22 protein-coding genes are annotated in these 23303 nt (G+C 64.9%); 5 read left to right on the forward strand and 17 right to left on the reverse strand.

All coding sequences use genetic code 11. The features are described from left to right. Positions 1-6 precede the first annotated feature (6 nt). The 11 genes from GGD65_RS05490 to GGD65_RS05540 all read right to left on the reverse strand — a co-directional run bounded on the left by GGD65_RS05490 (position 7) and on the right by GGD65_RS05540 (position 15628). On the reverse strand, positions 7-2694 hold the full coding sequence (locus GGD65_RS05490) for a PAS domain S-box protein (protein WP_183234603.1): 2688 nt from the start codon (positions 2692-2694) through the stop codon (positions 7-9). Positions 2695-2812: 118 nt separating this feature from the next. Further along, entirely contained in the window at positions 2813-3727 is a 915-nt protein-coding gene (locus GGD65_RS05495) for a DMT family transporter (protein WP_183234604.1), read from the reverse strand. 79 nt (positions 3728-3806) lie between these two features. Next, complete coding sequence (locus GGD65_RS05500; RefSeq protein ID WP_183234605.1) at positions 3807-4622, reverse strand: NUDIX hydrolase; 816 nt, start codon at positions 4620-4622, stop codon at positions 3807-3809. Between the two features lie 4 nt (positions 4623-4626). Then, the gene (locus GGD65_RS05505) at positions 4627-5580 is read right to left on the reverse strand and encodes a dihydrodipicolinate synthase family protein (protein WP_018322313.1); all 954 of its coding nucleotides are present in this window, start codon (positions 5578-5580) and stop codon (positions 4627-4629) included. A gap of 129 nt (positions 5581-5709) precedes the next feature. Further along, positions 5710-6588 (reverse strand): SDR family oxidoreductase, encoded by an 879-nt coding sequence (locus tag GGD65_RS05510; RefSeq protein ID WP_018322312.1) that lies wholly within the window; start codon positions 6586-6588, stop codon positions 5710-5712. A gap of 179 nt (positions 6589-6767) precedes the next feature. After that, on the reverse strand, positions 6768-7628 hold the full coding sequence (locus GGD65_RS05515; RefSeq protein ID WP_018322311.1) for a MaoC family dehydratase: 861 nt from the start codon (positions 7626-7628) through the stop codon (positions 6768-6770). A gap of 221 nt (positions 7629-7849) precedes the next feature. Next, on the reverse strand, positions 7850-8239 hold the full coding sequence (locus GGD65_RS05520; protein WP_183234606.1) for a Zn-ribbon domain-containing OB-fold protein: 390 nt from the start codon (positions 8237-8239) through the stop codon (positions 7850-7852). Then, positions 8239-9396 carry a thiolase domain-containing protein gene (locus tag GGD65_RS05525; protein WP_018322309.1) on the reverse strand — a complete coding sequence of 386 codons (1158 nt, stop codon included), beginning with the start codon at positions 9394-9396 and terminating at the stop codon, positions 8239-8241. The genes GGD65_RS05520 and GGD65_RS05525 overlap by 1 nt, the downstream gene beginning before the upstream one ends. Positions 9397-10358: 962 nt before the next feature. After that, positions 10359-10865, reverse strand: a complete 507-nt coding sequence (locus GGD65_RS05530; RefSeq protein ID WP_018322308.1) for a DUF4262 domain-containing protein — start codon at positions 10863-10865, stop codon at positions 10359-10361. Between the two features lie 42 nt (positions 10866-10907). Further along, positions 10908-11924 (reverse strand): hypothetical protein, encoded by a 1017-nt coding sequence (locus GGD65_RS05535; protein ID WP_246783193.1) that lies wholly within the window; start codon positions 11922-11924, stop codon positions 10908-10910. 212 nt (positions 11925-12136) lie between these two features. After that, entirely contained in the window at positions 12137-15628 is a 3492-nt protein-coding gene (locus tag GGD65_RS05540; protein WP_183234607.1) for an indolepyruvate ferredoxin oxidoreductase family protein, read from the reverse strand. Positions 15629-15911: 283 nt separating this feature from the next. Here GGD65_RS05540 and GGD65_RS05545 point away from each other — a divergent pair, with 283 nt between their 5' ends. Beyond that, on the forward strand, positions 15912-17150 hold the full coding sequence (locus tag GGD65_RS05545) for a cytochrome c (RefSeq protein WP_183234608.1): 1239 nt from the start codon (positions 15912-15914) through the stop codon (positions 17148-17150). Positions 17151-17189: 39 nt separating this feature from the next. Here GGD65_RS05545 and GGD65_RS05550 read toward each other — a convergent pair whose 3' ends face one another. Continuing rightward, the gene (locus tag GGD65_RS05550) at positions 17190-17834 is read right to left on the reverse strand and encodes a trimeric intracellular cation channel family protein (RefSeq protein ID WP_018322304.1); all 645 of its coding nucleotides are present in this window, start codon (positions 17832-17834) and stop codon (positions 17190-17192) included. 165 nt (positions 17835-17999) lie between these two features. On the opposite strand from GGD65_RS05550, the gene GGD65_RS05555 reads away from it, so the two are divergent. Continuing rightward, on the forward strand, positions 18000-18392 hold the full coding sequence (locus GGD65_RS05555; protein ID WP_018322303.1) for a hypothetical protein: 393 nt from the start codon (positions 18000-18002) through the stop codon (positions 18390-18392). 77 nt (positions 18393-18469) lie between these two features. Here GGD65_RS05555 and GGD65_RS05560 read toward each other — a convergent pair whose 3' ends face one another. The 3 genes from GGD65_RS05560 to GGD65_RS05570 all read right to left on the reverse strand — a co-directional run bounded on the left by GGD65_RS05560 (position 18470) and on the right by GGD65_RS05570 (position 20054). After that, positions 18470-19279: an oxaloacetate decarboxylase gene (locus GGD65_RS05560; protein ID WP_183234609.1), complete on the reverse strand. Its 810-nt coding sequence runs from the start codon at positions 19277-19279 to the stop codon at positions 18470-18472. A 91-nt stretch (positions 19280-19370) separates the two neighbouring features. Next, entirely contained in the window at positions 19371-19721 is a 351-nt protein-coding gene (locus GGD65_RS05565) for an antibiotic biosynthesis monooxygenase (protein WP_026202720.1), read from the reverse strand. 24 nt (positions 19722-19745) lie between these two features. After that, positions 19746-20054: an NIPSNAP family protein gene (locus tag GGD65_RS05570; RefSeq protein ID WP_018322300.1), complete on the reverse strand. Its 309-nt coding sequence runs from the start codon at positions 20052-20054 to the stop codon at positions 19746-19748. Positions 20055-20267: 213 nt separating this feature from the next. Here GGD65_RS05570 and GGD65_RS05575 point away from each other — a divergent pair, with 213 nt between their 5' ends. Continuing rightward, positions 20268-20966: a helix-turn-helix transcriptional regulator gene (locus tag GGD65_RS05575; protein WP_177237286.1), complete on the forward strand. Its 699-nt coding sequence runs from the start codon at positions 20268-20270 to the stop codon at positions 20964-20966. A 331-nt stretch (positions 20967-21297) separates the two neighbouring features. Continuing rightward, positions 21298-21546 carry a GCG_CRPN prefix-to-repeats domain-containing protein gene (locus tag GGD65_RS05580; protein WP_026202719.1) on the forward strand — a complete coding sequence of 83 codons (249 nt, stop codon included), beginning with the start codon at positions 21298-21300 and terminating at the stop codon, positions 21544-21546. A gap of 177 nt (positions 21547-21723) precedes the next feature. Here GGD65_RS05580 and GGD65_RS05585 read toward each other — a convergent pair whose 3' ends face one another. After that, positions 21724-21999, reverse strand: coding sequence for a twin-arginine translocation signal domain-containing protein (locus tag GGD65_RS05585; RefSeq protein WP_104461113.1), 276 nt, complete (start codon positions 21997-21999; stop codon positions 21724-21726). Between the two features lie 131 nt (positions 22000-22130). Further along, the gene (locus GGD65_RS05590; RefSeq protein ID WP_179739887.1) at positions 22131-22445 is read right to left on the reverse strand and encodes a hypothetical protein; all 315 of its coding nucleotides are present in this window, start codon (positions 22443-22445) and stop codon (positions 22131-22133) included. A 129-nt stretch (positions 22446-22574) separates the two neighbouring features. Here GGD65_RS05590 and GGD65_RS05595 point away from each other — a divergent pair, with 129 nt between their 5' ends. Further along, positions 22575-23240: a glutathione S-transferase family protein gene (locus tag GGD65_RS05595; protein WP_183234610.1), complete on the forward strand. Its 666-nt coding sequence runs from the start codon at positions 22575-22577 to the stop codon at positions 23238-23240. Positions 23241-23303 lie beyond the last annotated feature (63 nt).

Consider the following 23303-nt stretch of genomic DNA (forward strand, 5'->3'; position numbering starts at 1 on the left):
GCGCGCCTATTCCGCAGCCTGCTCCAGCGGCGCCGTGCGCGGCAGGATGATCTGGATGCGGGTGCCGCTGCCCGGTTCGGAATCGAGATCGAGCCGCCCGCCGAGCCGGTTGGTGACGATGCTGTAGACGATGTGCAGTCCAAGACCGGTGCCGCCCTGGTCGCGCCGCGTCGTGAAGAACGGATCGAAGGCACGGCGTCGGACGTCGAGCGACATGCCGCAGCCATTGTCGGAGAAGATGATCTCGACATTGTCCTTGCCGGACTCGCGCACCTGGATGTCGATCGTCCCCGGCCGGCCGTCCGGGAAGGCGTGCGCCACCGAATTGAGAAACAGATTGGTCAGCACCTGGCCGTACGGGCCCGGATAGCTGTTCATGGTCAGATCCGGCTGGCACTCGACGTTGAGCGTCAGATTGTGCTTGCGCAGGCCCGGCCTCAGACTCATCACCACCTGCTCGGTAAGGTCGCCGAGATCGAAGCTGCGCTGGTCCGAATAGTTGCGGTCGGCGGCGACCTGCTTGAACGACTGGATCAACTCGGCTGCGCGGTTGAGATTGGAGACGAGCTGCGAGGATGCGTCGCGGCTGGTGCTGAGGAAGTCGTTGAGCGTGGAGCGGCGCAGCTCGCCCCGCTCGACCTCGGCGGTGAACATCGCGGTCTTGCGCTCCAGCGCGGAGGCGACCGTGAGGCTGATGCCGACGGGATTGTTGACCTCGTGGGCGACGCCGGCAACGAGGCGCCCGAGCGCGGCTAGCTTCTCGGCCTCGATCAGCGAGGCCTGGGTCTCGCGCAGGTTGCGCAGTGCCGTCTCGGCGGACTCCTTGGCTTTGCGCATCTCCTGCTCGCCGCGCTTGCGCTCGCCGATGTCGAGCGCGACGGTGACGATCCGCTCGATCTCGCCCTCGGCATCGAGCAGCGGCAGCTTGTTGACCAGCCATTGCCGCATGTTGCCGGAGGCGTCCTTGTATTCCTCCTCGTAGAAGCCGAGGCCTTTTCGAAGCTTGAGCACCCGCTTGTCGCTCTCGTCGGACTTGGCCGCGCCATAGCGCGACATCAGGTCGGCCGTGGTGCGGCCGAGCGCGTCGCCGGGTTCGATGCCGAAGATGCCGGCCATGTAGCGGTTCATCAGCACATAGCGCAGGTCGCGATCCTTGACGTTGATCACTGCGGGCACGGTGTCGATGACCTGCTGGAGCAGGCGCCGGCCTTCGGCGATGGCGTCTTCCGCCCGCTTCTGGTCGGTGATGTCGCGCAGCGTGCCCTCGTAGCGGACGATGTTGCCCGCTTCGTCGCGCACACCGGTGGCGCTGTCGGAGAGCCACAGGATGTTGCCGCTGCGCTGGCGCACCTGGTACTCGAACTCGCGCACCATGCCGTCGCGCGCCATCAGCCGCTGGTATTCGACGCGTGCCTCGGGATGGACGTAGATGGTGTGGGCGATGTCGTTGATGCTGTCGATAAGGTGCTGCGGGCTGTCATAGCCCATCATTCGCGCCAGTGCCGGATTGGCGTTGAGCAGATCGCCGGAGGGCGTCGTGACGTAGATGCCGTCGACCGATCCCTCGAACAGTTTCCGGTAGCTCTCTTCGGCGAGGCGCTGCTCGGTGAGCGCGCGCACCGCCGCTTCCCGCGCCGTGTCGGCCTCCTCCAGCGCGCGGCGGAACACTTCGGCAGCGCGGGCGATGTCGCCGATCTCGTTGTCGAGGTCGGCGGACGGGATCGAGGTGTCCTTCCGGCCCGCCGCAAGAGCGCGGATCGAGCGGGCGATCTGGGCGAGCGGACGCACCGTCCTGCGCACCACGAACAAGGCAGCGCCGAAGCCGATCAGCACGCCGATGGTGCCGAGCACGATGCTCTGCCATCGCGCTTCCGTCAGCGTCCGGGCAAAGTCGCGCGACAGCACGTGGCCGCGCCGATCGCTGACCTCGCGTAGCAATTCGGTGACACGACCGATCAGCCGGCCCTCGGTTCCCAGCACCTCGCGGTCGATGTCGGCGATCTGCCGCTCGCGGACGGCCACGGCCATGATGGCCTCGGCGTAATCGTTCACCGCCGATTTCAGCTTGGCATCGGCAATGTTCAGTCCCCGCATGTTCTGCGCGGCCTGCTCCGCCGCTGACGGGTTGCGCGCGAGAAGCCCGAGCGCGATCCGGCTCTGCGCCTCCGACAGGCGCGAGGCCAGCTCACGGTCGGCGGTGCCGGAGACGGCCGCATCGAACTGTTCGCGCAGCGGCGGCAGGCCGGCGAGCAGCTGGGCGCGGCGGTCGATCAGGGTCGAGATCCGCTCGAGGCCGGTCCGATAGGTCGCGAGCCGCTCGGTCACCCCGTCGATCATGTCCTGCTGCTCGGGGGCGAGCTCGATGCGGGTCTTCTTCAGGATGTCGCTGAGGGTCGAGGCCGCCTCGCCGACCTGCTTGAACTGGATGCCGGCGCCGGGATCGGTGACGAAGTCGCGCGCGGCGAGCCGCAGCTCGTTCATGCGGCGATCGATGTCCTCGGCGAGGTCGCCGACGCTCTGGAGCCGCTGCAGCTCGGCGAAGGTCGTATCGATGTGCCGGATCGCGATCACGCTCGCGGTCGACGTGACGATGATCACCGCCAGCACCAACAGGAAGCTGCCGAAAGTGAGCTGGCCGATGGAGAGCGAGAATGTTCGCTTTTTCTCAGGGGTCGGCGTCAATTCGGCGGACATTGGGCTTTGAGGGACCGGGATATTGGAGGCCCAATATACGACGTATTGCGGCCCCGGGGAAACATGCCTCGGGCCGCCGTTTATCCTTAATATTGGCCTCGGAGCCCCCTTGCCCGATCTATGACGGTTTAACGCTTGCCTGCCGCCGGGCCGGGATCGTCATGGCGGCGACGCCGAGGACCACGCAGGCAAGCCCGATCCAGGCGGTCCGGCTCAGGCTCTCGCCGAGCAAGGCGACGCTGATGGCGACGCCAATGGGCACCCGCAGATAGGCCTGCGCGGTGGTGCCGACCGAGCCCAGGGTCTGGATCAGGCGGAAATAGATCGCAAACGCCGCCGCCGTCGAGAACAATGCGAGCGCGAGCAGCGCCAGCACCGAGCTCGGCGACGGCGACAGCGTCCAGGGCTGCTCGACCGCGAGCGAGGCCGGGATCAGGACGGCGGCCCCGGCCAGCAGCGAGCCGGCTGCGGGCGCCATTGGGTCGAGGCCCTTGAAGCTGCGGCCGAAGATCGCGGCGCAGGCGTAGCAGATGGTGGCGGCGACGATGGCCGCCTCCGCGAGGAGACCGCTGCCGATGTCGTGGAAGGCATCGACGCCGACGATCAGCAGGATGCCGGCCATGCCGGCGATGACGCCGAACAGCTTTCGCGGGCTCGTCGCCTCGTGGCGGGTGACGACCGCCGTGAGCAGGAAGGTGAAGATCGGGCCCGCCGAGTTGAGGATGGTGGCGAGCGCGGCATCGACATGGCGCTCGCCCCAGGCGATCAGCGTCCAGGGGATGACGCTGTTGAGCACGGCCTGGAAGGCGAAGCGCTGCCAGGTCGCCGCGTCCGTGGGCATCCTGATGCCGCGCGCCCACATCACGGCGAGCAACAGGAGGCCTGCGATCGTGGTCCGCGCCGCGATCAAGGTAATCGGGGGAATGGTGGCAACGCCGAGCTTGATGAAAGTGTAGGAGCCGCCCCACAGCGTTGCGAGCGCGACCAGGAGTGCCAGCTCGACGGCGATGTTGGTGTCCTGCCGGCTGTCCATTTCGCGCGGTCCGTCCCGTTGTCAGGACGGAACCTAGCGCGTCTGCGGTCGCAGATAGTTCGTTACGTGTCGAAGTGTATCAGCCCACCGCCCCGACCTCGAACACCTCGCCGTCATAGCCGGCCTCGCGGGGAATGCGCAGCTGGCGGCCGGTTTCGGTCTTGGTCATGACAGGCATCACCGTGATGATCGACATGCCGCGGGCATGGTCGAGCGCGTCTTTCACGCTGCCCTGTTTCGCAAGGCGAATCAGATTGCGCGTGGTCGGGAACGGCAGCTTGAAGCGGCCGCTCTCGCCGCCCTCCACCGCCTCGCGCGGCGAGACCCAGATCGAATCGGTCGACTCCCTTCCGTCATGGGCGCCGAGCTGATCCGGGGGCGCCGCCGCAAGGAAGAACCAGGTATCGAAGCGCTTGGGCATGCCCTCCGGCGTGATCCAGTGCGCGTAAGGCACCAGCGTGTCGAGCGCGAGCTGAAGGTCGTTGTCGACCAGGATGCTCAGGAAGCTGACCTTGTGCTCGTTGAGCGCGACGCGGTGCTTGTCGGCGATCTCGCCGGCACGCCTGACATCGACAGGCGCGCCCGTCCCCTTCGACCGCGCCAGCAGGATGCCGCTCTCCTCAAAGGTCTCGCGGATCGCAGCGATGCGAAAACCGCGATCCGCCTCGCTGAGGCCCTCACCGCCCGAATACAGGTCGGAGCGCGCAACGATCTCGTTGTCGCCGGCATCGACGCTGCCGCCGGGAAACACCAGCGCGCCCGAGTTGAACTCGATCTGATGATGGCGGACCATCATGAAGACTTCGATTTCGCCGCGGCCCTTGCCGTCGGCCTTGGCGCCATCACGGAGCAGGAGGATCGTCGACGCCGGGCGTGATGCTGATGTCTCGGTCATCCAACTAACCTGCGGCGCTGGATTGCGGGCCGAGATTGGCGCGCTTGTCGACACGGGCGACGCGCGACAGCAGGTACTCGACCTCGGCCTTCGCCGTCGCCGTGATGGTCGCGCCGGGCTTGCGCTGGGCGCTGGAGGCGATGATGCCGCGCTTCTGCAGCACGTATTTGCGGATGGTCAGGCCGACGCCGGGCTGCTGCTCGTAGCGGATCAGCGGCAGATGCGCGTCGAACAGGTCATGCGCGGCATCGCGCTTGCCGGCCTTGGAGAGGTTGACGACGTCGATCAGAAGCTCCGGGAAGGCGTAGCCGGTCATGGCGCCGTCGGCGCCGCGCTCCATCTCGAAGTCCAGGAACGTGCCGCCATTGCCGCACAGAATCGAGAGCGGACGGAGCGAGCCGTCCTTCTGGAAGCCGCGCAGCGTCGTGATCTTCTCCAGGCCCGGCCAATCCTCGTGCTTGAGCATCACGCAGTTCGGATTGTCCATGACGATCTTGCGGATCACGGCGGGGGTGAACACCACCGAGAGCGTCAGCGGATAGTCCTGGAGCACCCAGGGCACATCCGGCCCGATCGCTTCCGCCGCCTGCTTGAAATAGCCGACGATCTGGTCGTCGGTCCGAAGCGACGGCGGCGGGGCGATCATGACGCCGGCCGCACCCGCGTCCATCGAGGCCTTCGCCAGCGAGCGCATGGTGGCAAAGCCCGGCGCGGAGACGCCGACGATCACCTGCATCTTCTTGGCGCGCTTGACGAAGCGCACCGCCACCTGCTCGGCCTCAGCCGCGTCCAGCTTCGGCGCCTCGCCGAGGATGCCCAGCACCGTGACGCCGTCGCAGCCGACCTCCTCGTAAAAATCGGTCAGGCGGTCGATCGAGCGCTCGTCGATCCGGCCGTCGTCGTGGAACGGCGTCGGGGCGATTGCGAAAGTGCCCTTGGCGTCGGCGGTCAGTTTCATTTAGTCCTCGTCTCTGTTCGTCATTCCGGGGCGGCTCGCAGAGCCGAACTCTGGTGCGCAATTGCGCACCTGAGAATCTCGAGGTTCCGGGTTCGATGCTTTGCATCGCCCCGGAACGACAACAACAGCCTAAAACCTCCGCGCGCCCATCTTGATCTGCTCCTCGGAGAAGAAGATCTCCTTGGCATGATCGGCGATGTCCTGGGCCTTCCAGCCCGTGTGCGGCGGTTTCCAGCCTTCCATTTCCATCATCCGCATCTCGCGCACGCCGCGGGGCCCGGACACACCCAGCACCTTGCCGGTCTGGTCGCCCGACAAGTCGCTGACCATGTATAGCACGGCCGGCGCGATGCCGTCCGGCCCCAGCGCCGCGGAGGGGTTCTCCTTATAGCGGGGCAGGTCTGCGGTCATGCGGGTCAGGGCGCCCGGGGCCAGCGTCCAGATCCGGATGTTGTACTTGCGGCCCTCGATCGCCAGCACGTTGGACAGGCCCCAGATGCCGCCCTTGGCCGCGCCGTAATTGGTCTGGCCGAAATTGCCGATCAGGCCCGAGGTCGAGGAGGTGTTGACGATGACGCCGCCGCCATTTTCCCGCATCCAGCGAAACACCGGCATGGTGCAACAAAAGGTGCCTTTCAGATGCACCTTGATGACCTTGTCCCAGTCGGCTTCGGAAGCCTTGTGAAAGGTCTGGTCGCGCAGGATTCCGGCATTGTTGACCAGGATGTCGGCGCGACCGAAATGCTTGATGGCGTCGTCGAACACCGACTGGCCGCCCTCCATGGTGGAGATGTCGGCGCCGTTGGCGATCGCCTTGCCGCCTTCGGCCTTGATCGCGTCCACCACGAGTTGCGCCATCGACTTGTCGGCGCCGGAGCCGTCACGGGGACCGCCGAGGTCATTGACGACGACCGAGGCCCCTTCCCGCGCAAACAGCTTCGCGTAGGCCTCACCGAGCCCGCCGCCCGCGCCGGTGATCAGCGCGACCTTGCCGTCGAGTAGTCCCATGGTGGCTTCTCCCTGTTTTGTTTTCTTCGCCTCTCCCCGCGTGCGGGGAGAGGCCTGAAATCGAGCGCAGCTTGATTTCAGGGTGAGGGGGAGCCTCCGCGAGCTCAACTGTCACCGTCCCCGGGGAGACTCCCCCTCACCCCACAAGCGGGGCGAGGCAGTGAAGCACCAGTGCCCGCCTAACCCAGCACCGTCTTGCCGTTCTTGATCACGGTGACGCCGCGCGACTTCACCTTGGCTTCGAACGAGATCACGTTGCCGTCCTTCCAGAGGTCCATGGTCACGGTCTCGCCGGGATAGACCGGCGAGGAGAACCGCGCGATGTGCTGGCGGAAGGCGCTCGCGTCGTAGTCGGCGTAGGTCTGCAGCACGCCGCGGCAGGTGATGCCGTAGGTGCACATGCCGTGCAGGATCGGACGCGGAAAGCCGGCCTTCTTGGCGAACTCGGGATCGCTATGCAGCGGGTTGCGGTCGCCGCAGAGGCGATAGACCAGCGCCTGGTCGGGGCGCGTGGTGATGTCGATGGTCTTGTCGGGTGCGCGTGACGGGATCTTGTGCGGATCGGGCTGGGTCAGGCTCGGCCCGCCAAAGCCGCCGTCGCCGCGGGCAAAGCGCGAGGCGACGAGGGTCGCGAGCTTCTCGCCCTTCTCGTTCTTGAGCACGGTCTGGTGGGCGATGACGACGCCCTTGTCCTTGCCCTTGTCGTAGACTTCAACGACGGAAGAGTCGGCGGTGATGTGCGCGGCGACCGGCAGCGGCTGGTGGAAGGTGATGTCGCGCTCGCCATCGACCACCATGACGCGGTTGAGGTTCATCTCGCCGGGACCCGCGCCCCACGCCGCGACGGACGCGAATGTCGGCACCACCTTGAGCGGCCGCGGCGTCAGCGTGCCCTCGTTGACGAAGGCGAGCTCATTCTCGTCCATCGGATCGGCGCCGAGCCCGATGCCGTAGGCGTAGAGCATCACCTCGCGATCGGTGTAGGCGTATTTCTGGCCGAGGTTTTTCAGGCCTTTGAGCTCTTCGTATCTGGCGGACATGTTGTTTGTCTTCCTCCCGAGTTTCTTATCCGCAGGCGGCGATGCCCGTGAATGTGCCCTCTCCCCTTGTGGGAGAGGGCAGCACCGCTCTTGCAACAAAGTCACGTGGGTGAGGGGTTGGCTCCGCATTGACACTTCTCGTGCGGAGGGAGACTCCTCACCCGGCAGCCTTCAGCTGCCACCCTTTCCCACAAGGGGAGAGGGTTACATCTTGGTTCGTGTCAGGCAGGCGTGAAGAACGGCAGTGGCGCACCATCCGTCGGCTTAAACACCACTTTCACCTTCTGGCCGATCTTGAGCTTCCCAAGATCGCAGTCGACGAAATTGGTCTGCACCGACGGCCCCTCCTTCAGCGTGACGTAGCCGATGGCGTATGGGCCGGTCGGCGACTTCCGCATCAGGCTCCAGGTGTAAATCGTCCCCTCGCCCGAGGCTTCCTCCCACACCGTCTTGTCGGAGTAGCAGAACGGGCAGATCGAGCGCGGGAAATAGTGCGCTTCGCCGCACGCCGTGCAGCGCTTGATCATGAACTTGCCCTGCTTCGCCGCATCCCAGAACGCGGCGGTCTCGGGGTTCGTGACCGGTGCCGGATATTTCTTCGTCTCGCTCATCACACGCGCTCCAGAATAGCCGTCGAGGCGGCGTGGCGAACTCCCAAAAGGCCGCCGGTGCCGTGAGCGATGGCGAGATCGCAATTCTTGACCTGCACCTTCGGATGCGCCTCGCCGCGCAGCTGCCGCACGGCCTCGATGATCTTGGTCATGCCGCCGCGGTTGACGGGATGATTGCTGCAAAGCCCGCCGCCGTCGGTGTTGAATGGCAGCTTGCCGACGCCAGAGATCAGATTGCCGTCGGCGACGAACTTGCCGCCCTCGCCTTTCTTGCAGAAGCCGAGATCCTCGAGTTGCATCAGCACCGTGATGGTGAAGCTGTCATAGATCGAAGCGTATTTGATGTCCTTCGGCGTGATGCCGGCTTCCTCGAACGCACGCGGGCCGGACCAGATGCCGGCGGAGTACGTGAGATCGAGATCCTTGCCGCCGCGCGGGCCCTTCATCGCCTCGCCATGGCCGATCAGCTTGACCAGTGGCTTCTTCAGGCTCCTGGCGATCTCCGGCGTCGTCACGATCAGCGCGCCGCCGCCGTCGGAGACGACGCAGCAATCCATGCGATGCAGCGGATCGGATATCATCGGCGAGTTCAGGACGTCCTCGACGGTGACGACGTCCTTGAGCATTGCATGCGGATTGTATTGCGCGTGATGCGAGGCCGCGACCTTGATCCAGGCGAGCTGCTCTGAAGTTGTGCCATAGTCGTGCATATGGCGCATGGCACACATGCCATAGGCATTGTGCGTGGTCGCCCCGTAAGCGGATTCGAAATCGACCTCGGCACCGGCCGCACGCGGCGGCATCACACCGGTGCGGGGCTTGCCGGCGAGCGTGATCAGCGCAATCGAGCACTTGCCCGCCGCGATCGCCTCGGCGGCATGGCCGAGATGGATGATGTAGGAACAGCCGCCGGTCTCGGTGGAGTCAACGTGGCGGAGTTTCTTGGTGTTCAGGCCGAGATAATCGACCATCGGCCAGGCGCCGCCGGGCGCATCGCCCGCGCAGAAATAGCCGTCGACGTCGTCCTTGCTGATCCCGGCATCCTCGATCGCGCCCTTGGCGACCTCAGCGTGGAGCTGGGCGGTGGATTTGTCCGGCGCATGCCGGGTCGGGTGCTCGTAGATCCCGGCAATGTAGGCCTTGCCCTTGATGGTCAAACTTCAGGTCTCCGCTGGCGTTTCTTGATTGCCCCGTTTTTCTGAACCGCACTGGGCAGATTGGCAAGCGCGGAAATATTCCGCCCCGCGAGAGGGCAGCGGGTCGGCGCAACTCCCAATCCCGTCATCCTAAGGTGCGAGTGATGGGGCGCAGCGCGCCCCATCAGGAGCCTCGAAGGATGCACGGCCAAGCTATCTCGACGCCCACTGAGCGACAGCCGGGCCGTCGCCCTTCGAGGCTCGCCGAAGAGGCGAGCGCCTCAGGGTGACGGTCTAGATGACCGGCTCGCTCTCACATCGCAGACACACCCCCGCATCCTCGCGGCCCATCTCGCCCGAGCTTTGCTTCCGTCTCGCTCCCTCCTTGAACAGAGGGCGCAGGGAAGACCGGGTGCCGGCTGGGCACCCACGGTCCGCTGTGCGCGATTGCGCGAAGAACAGATGCACAGCGGCATACAGGTGCGGCCAAACATCCGGCCTTCCCTGCGCAGTGGCTTTACGGCTTATGTCGTGCTCTCCCCGGGGAGCGATGCACTATTGCCCCCGTCGCCTTGCAATTACTCGCAAGACTTGACGCCAGCCTGCGGGCGTCAGGACCACACGATTTTGCCGTACGCGAGACCGCGCCCGTCGTGCACGAGCCAATCGCCCGCGCGACGCAGCCCGCGTCCACCGCCACTCACCCCGCGTTTCGTGACGATCGCGATACGCCCCTCTGAGAGGGATGAGGTGGCCAAGGAAATACGACGTTTCCGAATTTCGGTAAAGCGGAATGTTTTTGCGCAAGCGGATTGACCCACGGCGTGGGTGTTTTGCCCGACGGGCAACACAAGGGATGGTGCCGTAGGGTGGGCAAAGCGACTTGTCCGCCGTAGCTCGGAGAGCGAAGGCGGAAGCGTGCCCACGTCTTTTGCGCAATCATGGCGAGGTCGTGGGCACGGCGCTTCGCGCCTTTGCCCACCCTACGGGACCTTGCGCCGTCCCAGCCAGTTGCCTTCCGTCAGGTCGGGCTGTGCGGCACGGGCCTCAGCGGATGCCTCCGCAGCCCAGGGAAAATGCCCGTCGCGATCGGGGTACGCGACTTGCAGGCATTCGAACTCATCATTGCCGTAGAACCATCTGCTCCATCCGAGATGCGAGCGGTAGTGCTGCAACGACACCGGAAGGAGCACGGCGGCGACATTCTCAAACAGCGCATCGGTGGGCTCGCCGACCAGCGGTCGCCGTCCTGCGTCGAGTTCGTGGTAGATCGTCCAGAACGTATCCTGGGCGGTCTGCTGCCCCATTGAAAACACGATCATCTCCGGAAACCTGAACTTCAACCAGAATCCGGTCGTGTAGGCGAAGCCCGGTCCTTCGCCATCGGGGAAGACATGCGTGCCGAACCAGCCGTGATTGCGAACTTTCTCGACGAAATTCTGCTCGTGCTTATCGAGCCGATCGGGAGGCGCATCAAGGGCTGTGAACATTGCTCGCTCGTCCGATACGAGGGGTGAAAGACAGACTCTTCGCTACGAGGCGGTGCTCGGGCGCGCGCGATAACGGAACGCGGTCAGCCCGGCGAACATCAGGCCGAGGACGAGAAAAACAGCGCCTCCCTTCACGCCAAAACTGTCCTGGTGTTGGCGCTCGGCCGCGTCGTCGACGATCAGGGGCCGCGCATCAGGTCTGCCCGTGAGATAGCGGATCCTGATCTGTCTGACGGTCTGGACGCCGTTGCGCGTGATCTGCCGCCAGAACGCCGGGCTGATATGGGTCGGTCCGTAGGCCTGCTGTCGTCCGCTCTTGTCGGTCCACGCCAGCGTCACGAGATAGCTCGGGGCCTCACCTGCCTTGTTCACCTCACCGTAGGCGCGGGTCACATCGGCGGTGGCGTCATCGCCATGGGCAAGGATCTCATTCAACGTGCTTTGCTCAATGTAGGAGTTCACCAGCATGTAGCCGCCGAATGGAAGCATCACAGCAGTCAGGGTCCCGAGGATGTAAGGAAAGGGACGCCTTGCTCCGGCGGCGATCGTCGCACTCCTCGGCCCGCCTCGACGCGCCGACCATGTCTGCCATCCGATCACGAGCATCAGGAGCACGGCGCAAACGCCTACTCCCGCCGCCATGAACCTGGACGTGGACCGGATATGGTTCAGATGGTCGTCGAGATCCTCGACAATGACCGGAAGCGATGCATCGTCGTCAACAGCCTGAATGGGAATCGTCAGGAGCTTGAGCTGGTTGCCAACCATGATCCGCGCCGCATAGGCAGCACTGACCGCAATGCCCGTGCGCTCGCGCTGGACGCCATCCCTGCCGGTCCACTGCAATCCGATCGACAGATTTTCGTCGACATAGCGCGGCCAGCCGCCGTCAAACACGAACGGAAACCGCGGCGAGACGACTTTGGCCGAAATGATCTTTCCGGTGGTGCCATAGCCATCGCGCATGACGCGTTCGATGGCATGCTGATTCCAGAACATCCCCAACGCCGCCAAAACACCGACGGCCAGAAACAGAATCAACACAGTGCGCAATGACATCGATCATCGCCCCGCATAGCGCAGGGCCGCATCGCCCGGCGCGCCTCACTATCGCAGGTTGCTGATATCGCGGCGCCACAACTCTTGTCAAACGGATGAATTGTCGTCCGCTGGCGTAGGGCGGATTAGCCGAAGGCGTAATCCGCCGTATTGATCTCCACGGCCACGGATGTGGCGGATTACGCTTCGCTAATCCGCCCTACGAGATCGCCCTACTCCGCCGCGATCTGCCGCGGCGCAGGCGGCGGGTTGGCGAGGTCCCCAGCGAGTTGGGCGTAGCGGGCCTTGGCGTCCGCGACCGCTTTCTCCTTCACCGGGCCGTAGCCGCGGATGCGGTCGGGCAGCGACAGCAGTTCCACCGCGGTGTCGATCGTCACCGGCGACAACAGGCCGAGCACGGTGGCGACGTCCTTCTCGTAGCCGGCGATCAGGTCGCGTTCGAGCTTGCGGTCGGCGCTGCGGCCGAAGATGTCGAGCGGCGTGCCGCGCAGGAATTTGAGTTTCGCCAGCACGCCGAAGACGTTCAGCATCCAGGGGCCGAAGGCGCGCTTCTTCGGGCGTCCCAGCGCGTCGAGGCCACCGCCGAGGATCGGCGGCGCCAGGTTGAAGCTGAATTTGAAGTCGCCCTCGAATTGATCGCGGAGCTGCTGGGCGAAGGCCCCGTCGGTGTAGAGGCGCGCGACTTCGTATTCGTCCTTGTAGGCCAAGAGCTTGGCGTAGTTCACCGCAACCGCGCGCGGCAGCGCATCGCCATAGCCACCCTTCACTGCGGCATCGCGCACCTGGTCGATCAGCTTGCGGTAGCGCTTGGCGAGACGGCTGTTCTGATAGGCAGCGAGGTGCTTGGCGCGGTGCTCGATGACCTCGTCGAGGCTCATGGCGTCCAGCGTCTTGGGCGCAGCCACCTGGTCCGTACCCTTCAGCATGTTGGCAAGACGTGCGGGATCGGCGACCGCGAGCCGGCCGAGGCGGAAGGCCTCCTTGTTCATCTTGATCGAGACGCCATTGACCTCGATCGCCTGTTCGATCGACTCCGCCGACAGCGGGAACAAGCCCTTCTGATAGGCGTAGCCCATCATCATCATGTTGGTGGCGATGCTGTCGCCGAGCAGCTGCTCGGCCGGCTTGGTGAAATCGAAGAACACCGAGTCCTTGTGCAGCGCGGTCTCCAAGAGCCCGTTCAGCTTGCGGGTCTGGAAGTTGAAGTCGCGGTTAAGGACGAAATCGGCGGTAGGAATGACGTGGCTGTTGATGATGCCGCGCGTCCGCGTGGAGTCGCAGAGCGAGATCGTGTCCTTGGCGACCGCGACCACCTCATCGGCGGCGAGTACGAGATCGGCCGTGCCGGTGACGATGCGCGAGCAGGTCACTTCCGCGGGGTGATCCGACAGGCGGACATGGCTGAGCACCGCCCCGCCCTTCTGTGCAAGGCCGGACATGTCGAGGATCATCGAGGCCTTGCCCTCGATATGGGCGGCCATGCCGAGCAGCGCGCCGATAGTGAGCACGCCGGTGCCGCCGACGCCGCCGACCGCGATGTTATAGGGCTTGTCGAGCGTCGGGCGCGAGGCCGGCTCGGGTAGCGCGCCGATATCGGCAAGCTCAGCCGGCGCACGGTGGCGCGGCTTGCCGCCGTCCACGGTGACGAAGGACGGGCAAAAGCCCTTGAGGCAGGAATAATCCTTGTTGCAGGACGACTGGTTGATGGCGCGCTTGCGACCGAACTCGGTCTCCAGCGGCTCAACCGAGATACAATTCGACTGCACCGAGCAATCGCCGCAGCCTTCGCAGACCGCGGGGTTGATCATGACGCGGCGCGCCGGATCTTCCATCAGGCCGCGCTTGCGGCGGCGGCGTTTTTCGGCGGCGCAGGTCTGCACGAACACGATCGCCGATGTGCCCTTGTGTTCCCGGCACATCTTCATGACGTTCTGCAGCTCGTCGCGATGATAGAGCTTCACGCCCGGCGCGATGGTGCCGGCCGGATAGGCATCGGGCGCCTCCGAGACAAGATAGATCTCGCGGATGCCTTCGGCGTGGAGCTGATGGGTGATCTGCTGCGGCGAGAGATCGCCGTCATGGCGCTGGCCGCCGGTCATGGCCACCGCGTCGTTGTAGAGGATCTTGTAGGTGATGTTGGTCTTGGATGCCACCGCCTGGCGGATGGCGAGAAGGCCCGAGTGGAAATAGGTGCCGTCGCCGAGATTGGCGAAAATGTGGTTCTCGTTGGTGAAGGGTGCGATGCCGACCCACGGCACGCCCTCGCCGCCCATATGCGTAAAGGTCTCGGTCGAGCGGTCCATCCACAGCGCCATGAAGTGGCAGCCGATGCCGGCGAGCGCGCGGCTGCCTTCGGGGACCTTCGTCGAGGTGTTGTGGGGACAGCCGGAGCAGAAATACGGAGTGCGGGAGACAGGTGCGACCGCCTGCATCTGGGTGGCCTGACGGCCGTTGAACCAGTCGGCCTTGGCGCGGAGCATCGAAGCAATCTCAGGATTGAGATCGAGCTTGAGAAGTCGCTCGGTAAGCGAGGTCGCAAGCGAGGCGACGCTGAGCTCGGCGGCGAAGGTCAAAAAGCGCTTGTCGTGCTCGTCCATCTTGCCGACGATGCGCGGGCGCACGTCGTCGCGCCAGTTGAACAATACCTGCTTGACCTGGTTCTCGACGATCTCGCGGCGCTCCTCGACGATGAAGATCTCCTCCAGGCCGACGGCGAATTCATGCACGCCTTCCGGCTCCAGCGGCCACGGCATGCCGATCTTGTAGAGGCGAAGGCCGATCTTGGCAGCGACCTCTTCGGTGACGCCGAGCTCGCGCAGCGCCTGACGGACGTCCTCATAGCTTTTGCCTGACGCCATGATGCCGAAGCGGGCGTTCGGCGAATCCATGGTGACGCGGTTGACCTTGTTGGCGCGCGCAAAGGCGATCGCGGCAAAGCCCTTGTAGTCCTGCAGGCGCCGATCCTGCTCGAAGCGATCGTCGGGCCAGCGCAGGTTGAGTCCGCCTTGCGGCATCTCGAAATCGGTGGGGATGATGAACGGCTTCATCTCGTCGGTGAGATCGATCTCGGCGGTGGTCTCCACCGTCTCCGTGATCACCTTCATGCCGACCCAGCAGCCGGAATAGCGCGACATCGCGATGCCGAGCAGGCCCATCTCGATCATCTCGTGGATGCTCGAGGGATAGAGATACGGCATCAAGGCCGACATGAAGGCATGGTCGGACTGATGCGGGACCGTCGAGGATTTTGCGCCGTGGTCGTCACCGGCGAGACAGAGCACGCCGCCGTTCTTGGCCGAGCCTGCGGCATTGCCGTGGCGGAACACGTCGCCGCAGCGATCGACGCCGGGGCCCTTGCCGTACCAGATGCCGACCACCCCGTCATATTTCGCGCCGGGCGAGAGGTTAAGCTGCTGCGAGCCCCAGACGGCCGTGGCCGCCAGATCCTCGTTCACGCCGGGCTGGAACTTGATGTTGTACTGTTCGAGATGCTTGCGGGCGGCAAAGAGCTGCTGGTCGTAGCCGCCGAGCGGCGAGCCGCGATAGCCGGAGATGAAGCCCGCGGTGTTGAGGCCGCTGGCGCGGTCACGCCGGATCTGGGCCATGGGCAGGCGGACCAGGGCCTGGATGCCCGTGGTGAAGACGTGTCCGGTTTCCTGGGTGTATTTTTGATCGAGACTGATCGGACCCTGGTTGATTCCCATGCTGTCCTCTTTATCGCCCTGTTCAGGTCTTTCCGACTTAAGCCGTTGCCTTCCCGTTGTTTTTAGCTAGGGCGCGCCGACCAATCTCGCCACTCTATGTCGGATATTTCACGATCCGCATCACAAATCTGGACCAAAGGGAGGCCTGGGTAAAAATCGCAATTTCGTGGCCTGAAACACGTTGAGCATTTTCAATTTGTGTCACCATACCCCCACTGTGGCGAAATGAACTGATGCCGCTGTCGTGCCGGGTACGGGCGATTGGTCGCAGGAGAGACTTTCGATGCGGGCGATTCTGGCTGGCGCGGCTGTTGTCGGCTTGGCGTTGTGCAGTGCGGTTGCAAGTGCAGCCCGCGCCGCCGAGCCGTCGCCGGAGCTGATCGCCTACGGCAAGACGCTGGTCGAGGCCGGCGACTGCGCGGGCTGCCACACCGCCGATCCCGCAAAACCGTTCGCGGGCGGCAAGCGCATCGACACGCCGTTCGGCGCGATCTATGCGCCGAATCTGACCCCGGACCGCGACACCGGGATCGGCGCCTGGAAAGATGCCGATTTCACCCGCGCGTTGCGCACCGGCGTCGCGCCCGACGGCTCAAACTACTATCCGGCGTTCCCTTATCCCTACTTCACGAAGATGACGAAGGACGACACGCTGGCGATCCGCGCCTATCTCGGCACGCTTGCGCCCGTCGTCAGCCGCAACAAGCCGCCGGAGCTGCGCTGGCCGTTCGGTTATCGCGGCCTGATGCGCGTCTGGAACGCGATGTATTTCAAGCCCGGCCTGTACGAGCCGGACCAGAGCCAGAGCGCGGCGTGGAACAGAGGTGGCTATCTCGTCACCGGGCTCGGTCATTGCGGCGCCTGCCACACGCCGAAGAACTATTTTGGCGCGGACAAACAGGCGCAGGCGCTCTCGGGCAACGAGGTCGGCGGCTGGTACGCGCCAAGGCTCGACGGCGCCTCCCGCACGGGCCTGAAGTCGTGGAGCGAGGCGGACATCGCCGAATATCTGCAGAGCGGGCGCAATGCCAGGAGCCATGCCGGCGGGCTGATGGCGGAGGTGGTCGTCAACTCGACCTCGAAGATGAGCGATGCCGATGTGCGCGCGATCGCGGTGTACCTGAAGAGCCTGCCGCCGTCGCGGCGCGAGACCATCGTGACGCCGCCCGGTGATGCCGAGATGAAGGCGGGCCAGGCGGTCTACGCCAAGCTCTGCATCGCATGCCATGAAGCCGACGGCACGGGCGCGCCGCGGATCTATCCGCCGCTGCCCGGCAATGCGCTACTGCAATCGATCAATCCGTCCTCCACCTTGCGCATCATCCTCGACGGCGCCCACACCGTGACCACCCCGCGCGCGCCCAACACCGGCGAGATGCCGCCCTATGACAGGCTGTCCAATGAGGAGATCGCTGCGGTGACGAACTACATCCGCAACGCCTGGGGCAATGCGGCCCCCCTGGTGACGCCGGCGCAGGTGGCGAAGGCCAGGAAGCAGGGGCGAATGGGGAGTAGCGAATAGCCAGATCTATCCGCTATTCGCCATTCGCGCGCGCGGCGCTCACCTCTCCTCATCCCCGGTGAACACGAATTTCGGCATCTCCCATTTGTAGCGCACCGCGAGCAGGCGGAAGCTGAGACCGAGCACGAAGGTCAGGATGGTCCAGAGCTCGGCATTGAGGTTGAGGCCGAAGGCGGTGGCGTAGAACAGTCCCGTCACGACCGAGACGCTGGCGTAGAGTTCGGATCGGAACAGCAGCGGCACGTCGTTGCAGAGCACGTCGCGCAGCACGCCGCCGGCGCAGCCCGTCACCATGCCCGACACGATCACGATCGGCAGCGAGGCATCCATCTGCCAGCCGACGTTGCAGCCGATCATGGTGAAGACGACGAGGCCGATGGCATCGAGCACGATGAACGCGAGGTGCAGCCGATGCACCAGCCGCGCGATCAGGATCGTGAGCAGCGCCGCGCCACCCGGCAGCGCGAGGTAGATCGGGCTCGCCACCCACACCAGCGGGTAGTGACCGAGAAACAGGTCACGCAGCGTGCCGCCGCCGAGCGCGGTCACGCAGGCGAGAAGACAAACGCCGACATAGTCCATGCTGCGCCGGCCGGCGGCGAGTGCCGCCGTCATGCCCTCTGCCGTGATGGCGACGAGTCCCAGAAGATGCAGCACGCTATCCGTCGGCGGCAGGCTCCACATCGGCTTGTTCCCTTCGTCGCGGCCATGGAACCCGCGTCCAGTTCCCAGCCAGACAGGTTCCCGATTCCCGCCGGGAGGGCAACATCCGACGAAAGCATAAAACGGGCGGAACAGAAGCTCGCATCCCCGGGTTGTCACGGCGCAATCAACGAGGAGATTGAATCGATGGCTGACGACCGTTTTCCCAACGATCCGTACCGCCCGAACCTCGCCGACGATGAGTATCTTCGCGCGGCGCGCCGGGATGCCGACCTTCAGGCCGACCCCGAGCTTGGCGAAGGCCCCGCCTCCAGCGGCAAGGTTGCGTTGTTCGCCGTTGCGATTGCGCTGGTGCTGGGTGCCGTGTTCTACGGCCTGAACAATACCACCACTAGCAACCAGGCCAGCAACGCACCGGCCTCGCAGACGGCACAGACGCAGCCCACCAATCCGGCCGCGCCTCCCGGCATGCGCGACGTGACGCCACCGCGCAACAACGCCGAGCCGGGCGTGACCACGGGTGCGGCACCGAGCAAGCCGGCCCCGGATACGCAGAAGCCGTCTGACGGCGCGAAGTAACACTTAGCAATAGCGCGTGAAAGCGGCGGGACTCAAAAAGTCCCGCCGCTTTTCGTTTCCTGGGCTGATCGTCGCCTTTAGCTGAACATCTTGTTCAGTTCGCCGCCGGAATAACCGCTGCCGAGCTCGGTGAACGTACCCTTCTCCGCCATCTCCTTTGCCGCACGCATGAAGCCGCCCCAGGCGGCGCGGGCGAGCGAGCCGCCGACGCTGATCCGGCGGACGCCGAGATCTTCGGCCTCTTGCAATGACAGGCCGGAGGCACCGATCAGAAGATTGAACGGTTTGGGATGCACCGCCTTCACCACGGCGCTGATGTCCTCGCGGGTCTTCAGGCCTGGCGCATAGAGGCAGTCGGCGCCGGCATCGGCGTAAGCGGTGAGCCGGTCGATGACCAGCTTCAAGTCGGTCACGCCCCACAAATACGCTTCGCAGCGGCCGACCAGCAGCGTGCCGCTGTCGCCGATCGCCGTGCGCGAGGCCTTGATGCGCTCGACCGCGAGTGCGCGATCGTAGAGCGGCCTGTCCTTGTCGCCAGTGGAATCCTCGATCGACAAGCCGGCGACGCCGGTGCGCACGCAGCGCTCGACATTGTCCGCGACCCTGTCAGGCTCGACCGCAAAGCCGCCCTCGAAATCGGCGTTGACGGGGATGTCGACGGCCGAGCTCAATGCTGCCAGATGCTGACAGACATCCTCGACGCTGACGTGGTTATCGGCCTTGCCGATGGTCCAGGCAAAGCCCGCGCTCGACGACGCAATCGCCTTGAAACCGAGATGCTGCAACGCCTTGGCGCTGCCGATATCGACCGGATTGGGCAGGATGAAGCAGCCGCTTTCGTGCATCTTCTTGAAGGTCGCGCGCTTGTCCGCGGTCGTGACGTGCATGTTTCTCTCCCTTGTTGGCCGCGCAGACATAGGCGTGCCGACACGACAGCGCCAGTGCTCACCCGGCAGCGCCAGTGCGCACCCGGCAGTGCTAGTGCGCGTCGTGCACCGCCCGGCTGTCCTTCGGCGCCTGCTCGCGATCATTCATGCCGTAGTCTCTGACCACGCTGGCGATGCGCAGGTGATAATCGGCAAAGATCTGCGCCCTGCCCTTCGCCTGGGTGCGGCGGTGCTCCATCGTGTTGCGCCAGGCCTGCACTGCCGCCTCGTCGCGCCAGAACGACACCGACAGGATCTTGCCCTTCTCGGTCAGGCTCTCGAAGCGCTCGACCGAGATGAAGCCGTCGATGGTTTGCAGGATCGGCTTCAGATCGGCTGCGAGGTCGAAATAGTCCTGGCGGTGTTCCGGCTTCGGCCAGACCTCGAAGATCACGGCGATCATGGGCATCTCCTGCTGCTATCGGGCCTACAATACCACCTTGCGCAGGAAGGTGCGCTCTTCAGCGAGGATGAATTTGTGTTCCTCGGCGAAATGGAAATTCGCCATGCCCTCCGCATCCTGCCGCAGCCGCGCGCGATAGGCCTCGTATGCGGCCAGACTCTCGAAGCTGATCAGCCCGAAGGCGATGTTGTTGGTGCCCTCATGCGGCATGAAATAGCCGATCAGGTCACCGCCGCATTTCGGGATGATGGTGAGCCAGCGCTTCGAATATTCCTCGAACTGCGCGCGCTTGAACGGGTCGATCTGGTAGCGGATGAAGACGGTGACGGACATGATGGCTCCTGTTTTCTTCCGTCACTGCGAGCGCGGTCTCGTAGGGTGGGCAAAGGCGCGTCAGCGCCGTGCCCACCATTTCTTCGTAATAGCAACAGAACGTGGGCACGCTTACGCTTTGCCCACCCTACGGCTTCGGCTCCTCGCAATGACGTGTTTGCAGCAACACGCTACGCCCTTGCCCGACCACAATGCTTCGGCTACCATCGAAGCATGAAATCAGGACCCGACATCGCCCTGGTCGCTTCGCTGGTCGGCGATCCCGCGCGCGCCAACATGCTCACCGCGCTGATGAACGGCCGCGCGCTCACGGCGAGCGAGCTGGCGCAGGAGGCCGGCATCACGCCGCAGACTGCGAGCTCGCATCTGGCCAAGCTCGAGGCCGGCGGGCTGGTCGAGCCGGAGAAGCAGGGCCGCCACCGCTACTATCGCCTCACCGACGACGACGTCGCCAGCGTGCTCGAGGGCCTTGCAGGCCTTGCCGCGCGCACCGGCCACATGCGCGTGCGCACCGGGCCGAAGGATCCCGCCTTGCGGCGCGCGCGGATCTGCTACGACCACCTCGCCGGCGATCTCGGCGTGCAGATGCTCGATTCCCTGCGCGAACGGCATCTGGTCAAGCAGAAGAAGCAGGACATCGAGCTGACGGCCGAGGGCGAACGCTTTCTCGCCAGGCATCTGCAGATCTCGCCCGGCATGCTCACCCATCCACGTCGCCCGGTGTGCAAAGCCTGCCTCGACTGGAGCGAACGGCGCCATCATCTCGCCGGCACGCTGGGGGCCGCCATGATGCAGCGCTTCGCCGAGCTGAAATGGGCGGCGCGCGATGCCACGCCCGGCAGTCGTGTCGTCAACTTCACCCGCACCGGCGAGAAGCAGTTTGCCGCGCTGTTCGGCGACGGGAAGGACTGACCCACGCGCCGCCACACCGGAAGTGCGCGCCTCAAATGCTCCCGGCCCCGGCGTCATGGAGGATTGCTGCCGGGCCGGCCGCCGACGCCAGTGTCTGTCGCGCCAAGCCGCATGCCGGGAACGTTCATGCCGCATTCAGGTCATGATTGGCAGGTTTGGATCGCGCCGTGCCGGCATGTTGCAAAATTAACATGTCGAATCGTGTCTTTTGATTCATTGTGCGCCGCAAGCGCCAAGCTCCCGAAGACTTGCTCCAAAGACCTGCCTCCCGAGAGTTGCCTCCAAAGACTTGCCCCCAAAGACTTGCCCCAAGGACGAGAAGGAACATCACATGAAATACCTGTTCGCCGCCGCCATGCTCGCCAGCGCGGTTGTCGGTTTCAGCGAGGCCGCCAGCGCCGCGCAGGGTTGCGGCCCGGGTTGGTATCGTGGCGCCTACGGCGGCTGCCGCCCGATGCGCGGCGCGGTCGTCGTGCGCCCCGCCCCGGTGGTGGTCGCTCCGCCAGTCGTCGTCGTGCCGCGCGCGCGTGTGTGCCCCTATGGCTTCCGCTGGTACGCCGGCCGCTGCCGCCCGTTCTGATCTCTTTGCATCGCAAAGATGGCCGCGCAGGTTCAGCCTGCGCGGCCATTTTCGTTTTCAGGCTTGTTCGTTTTCAGGCTTGCCGCCGACTAATCGTCCGCCGTGGATTTTGAGCGGCCTGGAATCGAAACGGGGACCGCGGCTGCGGTCCCCGTCCAATTCGCGGCTTGCCGCGGCTCACCAGTGGCGGCGGTGCCAGCGCCGGCGACGCCAGCCCCAATGACGGTGACCCCAGCCCCGGTGGCGGCCATGCCAGTGAACCTGTTCCGGCGTCAGCTTGGCGGCTTCCTCGCTGGTGGTGACGGCAGGATGAGCGTCGGGGTTGCCTTGCGGCATGCGCGCGGGATCGCCGACCGGCTGCGGCGACAACGGCGCGGCCTGCGCGGTCGCGGCGAAGGCGGCGGCGCCCGCCGTCACTCCCAATGCAAGTTTCAAAAAGTTCCGGCGCTCCATGACATGTCCTCTAGGCTATCGAGCAAGTGATGCAGAGGGAGTGTCGCGGTCACGACATGAACCAAGGCTGAATCCTGCGTTCAGATTCAGAAATGAAGTGAGTGGAGAGTTCGTAGCCTGGATGGACCTCGCTACTTCGCAAACTCCTGCGCCAGCACCAGCGTCTCGCGCGAACGCCTGACATCGGGCCAGTCGCGGTTGAAATCGGCGACGAGCTGGTTGAGCGCATCGCCCTTCAGCATCGCCGCGAGCTTGGCCTCGTCATCGAACTGATACATCGCCTGATGCAGCGAGGGATCGTCCAGGCTCCAGAATCGCCAGGCTTTGCTCACGCCGAATGCCTTCACCGCGTCGGGCACATGTTCCGTCTCATACCATCGGTCGAAAGCGGCGCGCTTGCCGGGATCGGTGACGATGGCGCGAACGACGAAGAAGGCAGCGGGCATCGGATTTCCTCCTATTGTTTGGCGCGACCTAGCCGGATAAGCCGCCGCCGACAAAAAGAGTTGGCGCGGGTGTCGGAACGGACGCCCTTCGCTCGTCCTTTGTTTCGAACCAGGACACGGAGACAGCAAATGGCCGACCTCACCCTGACCACCTTCAATTGGGTTCCCGAACCGCCGCGAGGATTCGTGCGCGACCTTCGCGTGCGCTGGGCGCTCGAAGAGGCCGCGCTGCCCTATCGCGTCGCAAGCGCCCCGTTCGACGATCGCGGCGCCGCACATTTCGCGCATCAGCCTTTCGGCCAGGTGCCATGGCTGACCGACGGCGACCTCTCGATCTTCGAGACCGGCGCGATCCTGCTGCATCTCGGCGGGCTCAGCGCGAAGCTGATGCCGACCGATCCGCGCGGTCGCGCTGAGACGACGGAATGGGTGTTCGCGGCACTCAACTCGGTGGAGATGGCCAGCCTGCCCTGGGGAATGTCGAAGTTCATGGGCCATCCGACCGACACGGCGGCGTGGAAATTCGTGGACGACTTCCTCAAGCTTCGGCTGAAGCATCTCGGGCCGGTGCTGGCCGGCCGCGAATGGCTGGCCGGCTCCTTCTCCGTCGCCGACATCCTGATGTCGGACGTGCTGCGCGTCGTCGATGGTTTTGGCGGCCTGGCGGGCAGTCCTGCCTGCCGCGCCTACGTCGCGCGCGCCACGGCCCGACCGGCCTTCGCAAAAGCCCACGCCGACCAGATGGCGCATTTCGCTGCGGCGGATAAGGCACGCGTAGTTCGTAGGGCGGATTAGGCGAAGCCGTAATCCGCCAACGCCTGCATCCGGCGATAAAGACATTGGCGGATTACGCTGTCG

Source organism: Bradyrhizobium sp. CIR18 (genome assembly GCF_014198295.1).
Lineage (GTDB): Bacteria > Pseudomonadota > Alphaproteobacteria > Rhizobiales > Xanthobacteraceae > Bradyrhizobium.

Excerpts from the sequence above, each read along its gene's own strand:
- GGD65_RS05585 (WP_104461113.1), bottom strand. The coding sequence starts at position 21,999 with ATGGAGCGCCGGAACTTTTTGAAACTTGCATTGGGAGTGACGGCGGGC.
- GGD65_RS05565 (WP_026202720.1), bottom strand. The coding sequence starts at position 19,721 with ATGATCGCCGTGATCTTCGAGGTCTGGCCGAAGCCGGAACACCGCCAG.
- GGD65_RS05550 (WP_018322304.1), bottom strand. The coding sequence starts at position 17,834 with ATGTGGAGCCTGCCGCCGACGGATAGCGTGCTGCATCTTCTGGGACTC.
- GGD65_RS05520 (WP_183234606.1), bottom strand. The coding sequence starts at position 8,239 with ATGAGCGAGACGAAGAAATATCCGGCACCGGTCACGAACCCCGAGACC.
- GGD65_RS05575 (WP_177237286.1), top strand. The coding sequence starts at position 20,268 with ATGAAATCAGGACCCGACATCGCCCTGGTCGCTTCGCTGGTCGGCGAT.
- GGD65_RS05495 (WP_183234604.1), bottom strand. The coding sequence starts at position 3,727 with ATGGACAGCCGGCAGGACACCAACATCGCCGTCGAGCTGGCACTCCTG.
- GGD65_RS05555 (WP_018322303.1), top strand. The coding sequence starts at position 18,000 with ATGGCTGACGACCGTTTTCCCAACGATCCGTACCGCCCGAACCTCGCC.
- GGD65_RS05490 (WP_183234603.1), bottom strand. The coding sequence starts at position 2,694 with ATGTCCGCCGAATTGACGCCGACCCCTGAGAAAAAGCGAACATTCTCG.
- GGD65_RS05580 (WP_026202719.1), top strand. The coding sequence starts at position 21,298 with ATGAAATACCTGTTCGCCGCCGCCATGCTCGCCAGCGCGGTTGTCGGT.
- GGD65_RS05595 (WP_183234610.1), top strand. The coding sequence starts at position 22,575 with ATGGCCGACCTCACCCTGACCACCTTCAATTGGGTTCCCGAACCGCCG.
- GGD65_RS05545 (WP_183234608.1), top strand. The coding sequence starts at position 15,912 with ATGCGGGCGATTCTGGCTGGCGCGGCTGTTGTCGGCTTGGCGTTGTGC.
- GGD65_RS05515 (WP_018322311.1), bottom strand. The coding sequence starts at position 7,628 with ATGTCCGCCAGATACGAAGAGCTCAAAGGCCTGAAAAACCTCGGCCAG.
- GGD65_RS05540 (WP_183234607.1), bottom strand. The coding sequence starts at position 15,628 with ATGGGAATCAACCAGGGTCCGATCAGTCTCGATCAAAAATACACCCAG.
- GGD65_RS05590 (WP_179739887.1), bottom strand. The coding sequence starts at position 22,445 with ATGCCCGCTGCCTTCTTCGTCGTTCGCGCCATCGTCACCGATCCCGGC.
- GGD65_RS05560 (WP_183234609.1), bottom strand. The coding sequence starts at position 19,279 with ATGCACGTCACGACCGCGGACAAGCGCGCGACCTTCAAGAAGATGCAC.
- GGD65_RS05570 (WP_018322300.1), bottom strand. The coding sequence starts at position 20,054 with ATGTCCGTCACCGTCTTCATCCGCTACCAGATCGACCCGTTCAAGCGC.
- GGD65_RS05500 (WP_183234605.1), bottom strand. The coding sequence starts at position 4,622 with ATGACCGAGACATCAGCATCACGCCCGGCGTCGACGATCCTCCTGCTC.
- GGD65_RS05535 (WP_246783193.1), bottom strand. The coding sequence starts at position 11,924 with ATGTCATTGCGCACTGTGTTGATTCTGTTTCTGGCCGTCGGTGTTTTG.
- GGD65_RS05510 (WP_018322312.1), bottom strand. The coding sequence starts at position 6,588 with ATGGGACTACTCGACGGCAAGGTCGCGCTGATCACCGGCGCGGGCGGC.
- GGD65_RS05530 (WP_018322308.1), bottom strand. The coding sequence starts at position 10,865 with ATGTTCACAGCCCTTGATGCGCCTCCCGATCGGCTCGATAAGCACGAG.
- GGD65_RS05505 (WP_018322313.1), bottom strand. The coding sequence starts at position 5,580 with ATGAAACTGACCGCCGACGCCAAGGGCACTTTCGCAATCGCCCCGACG.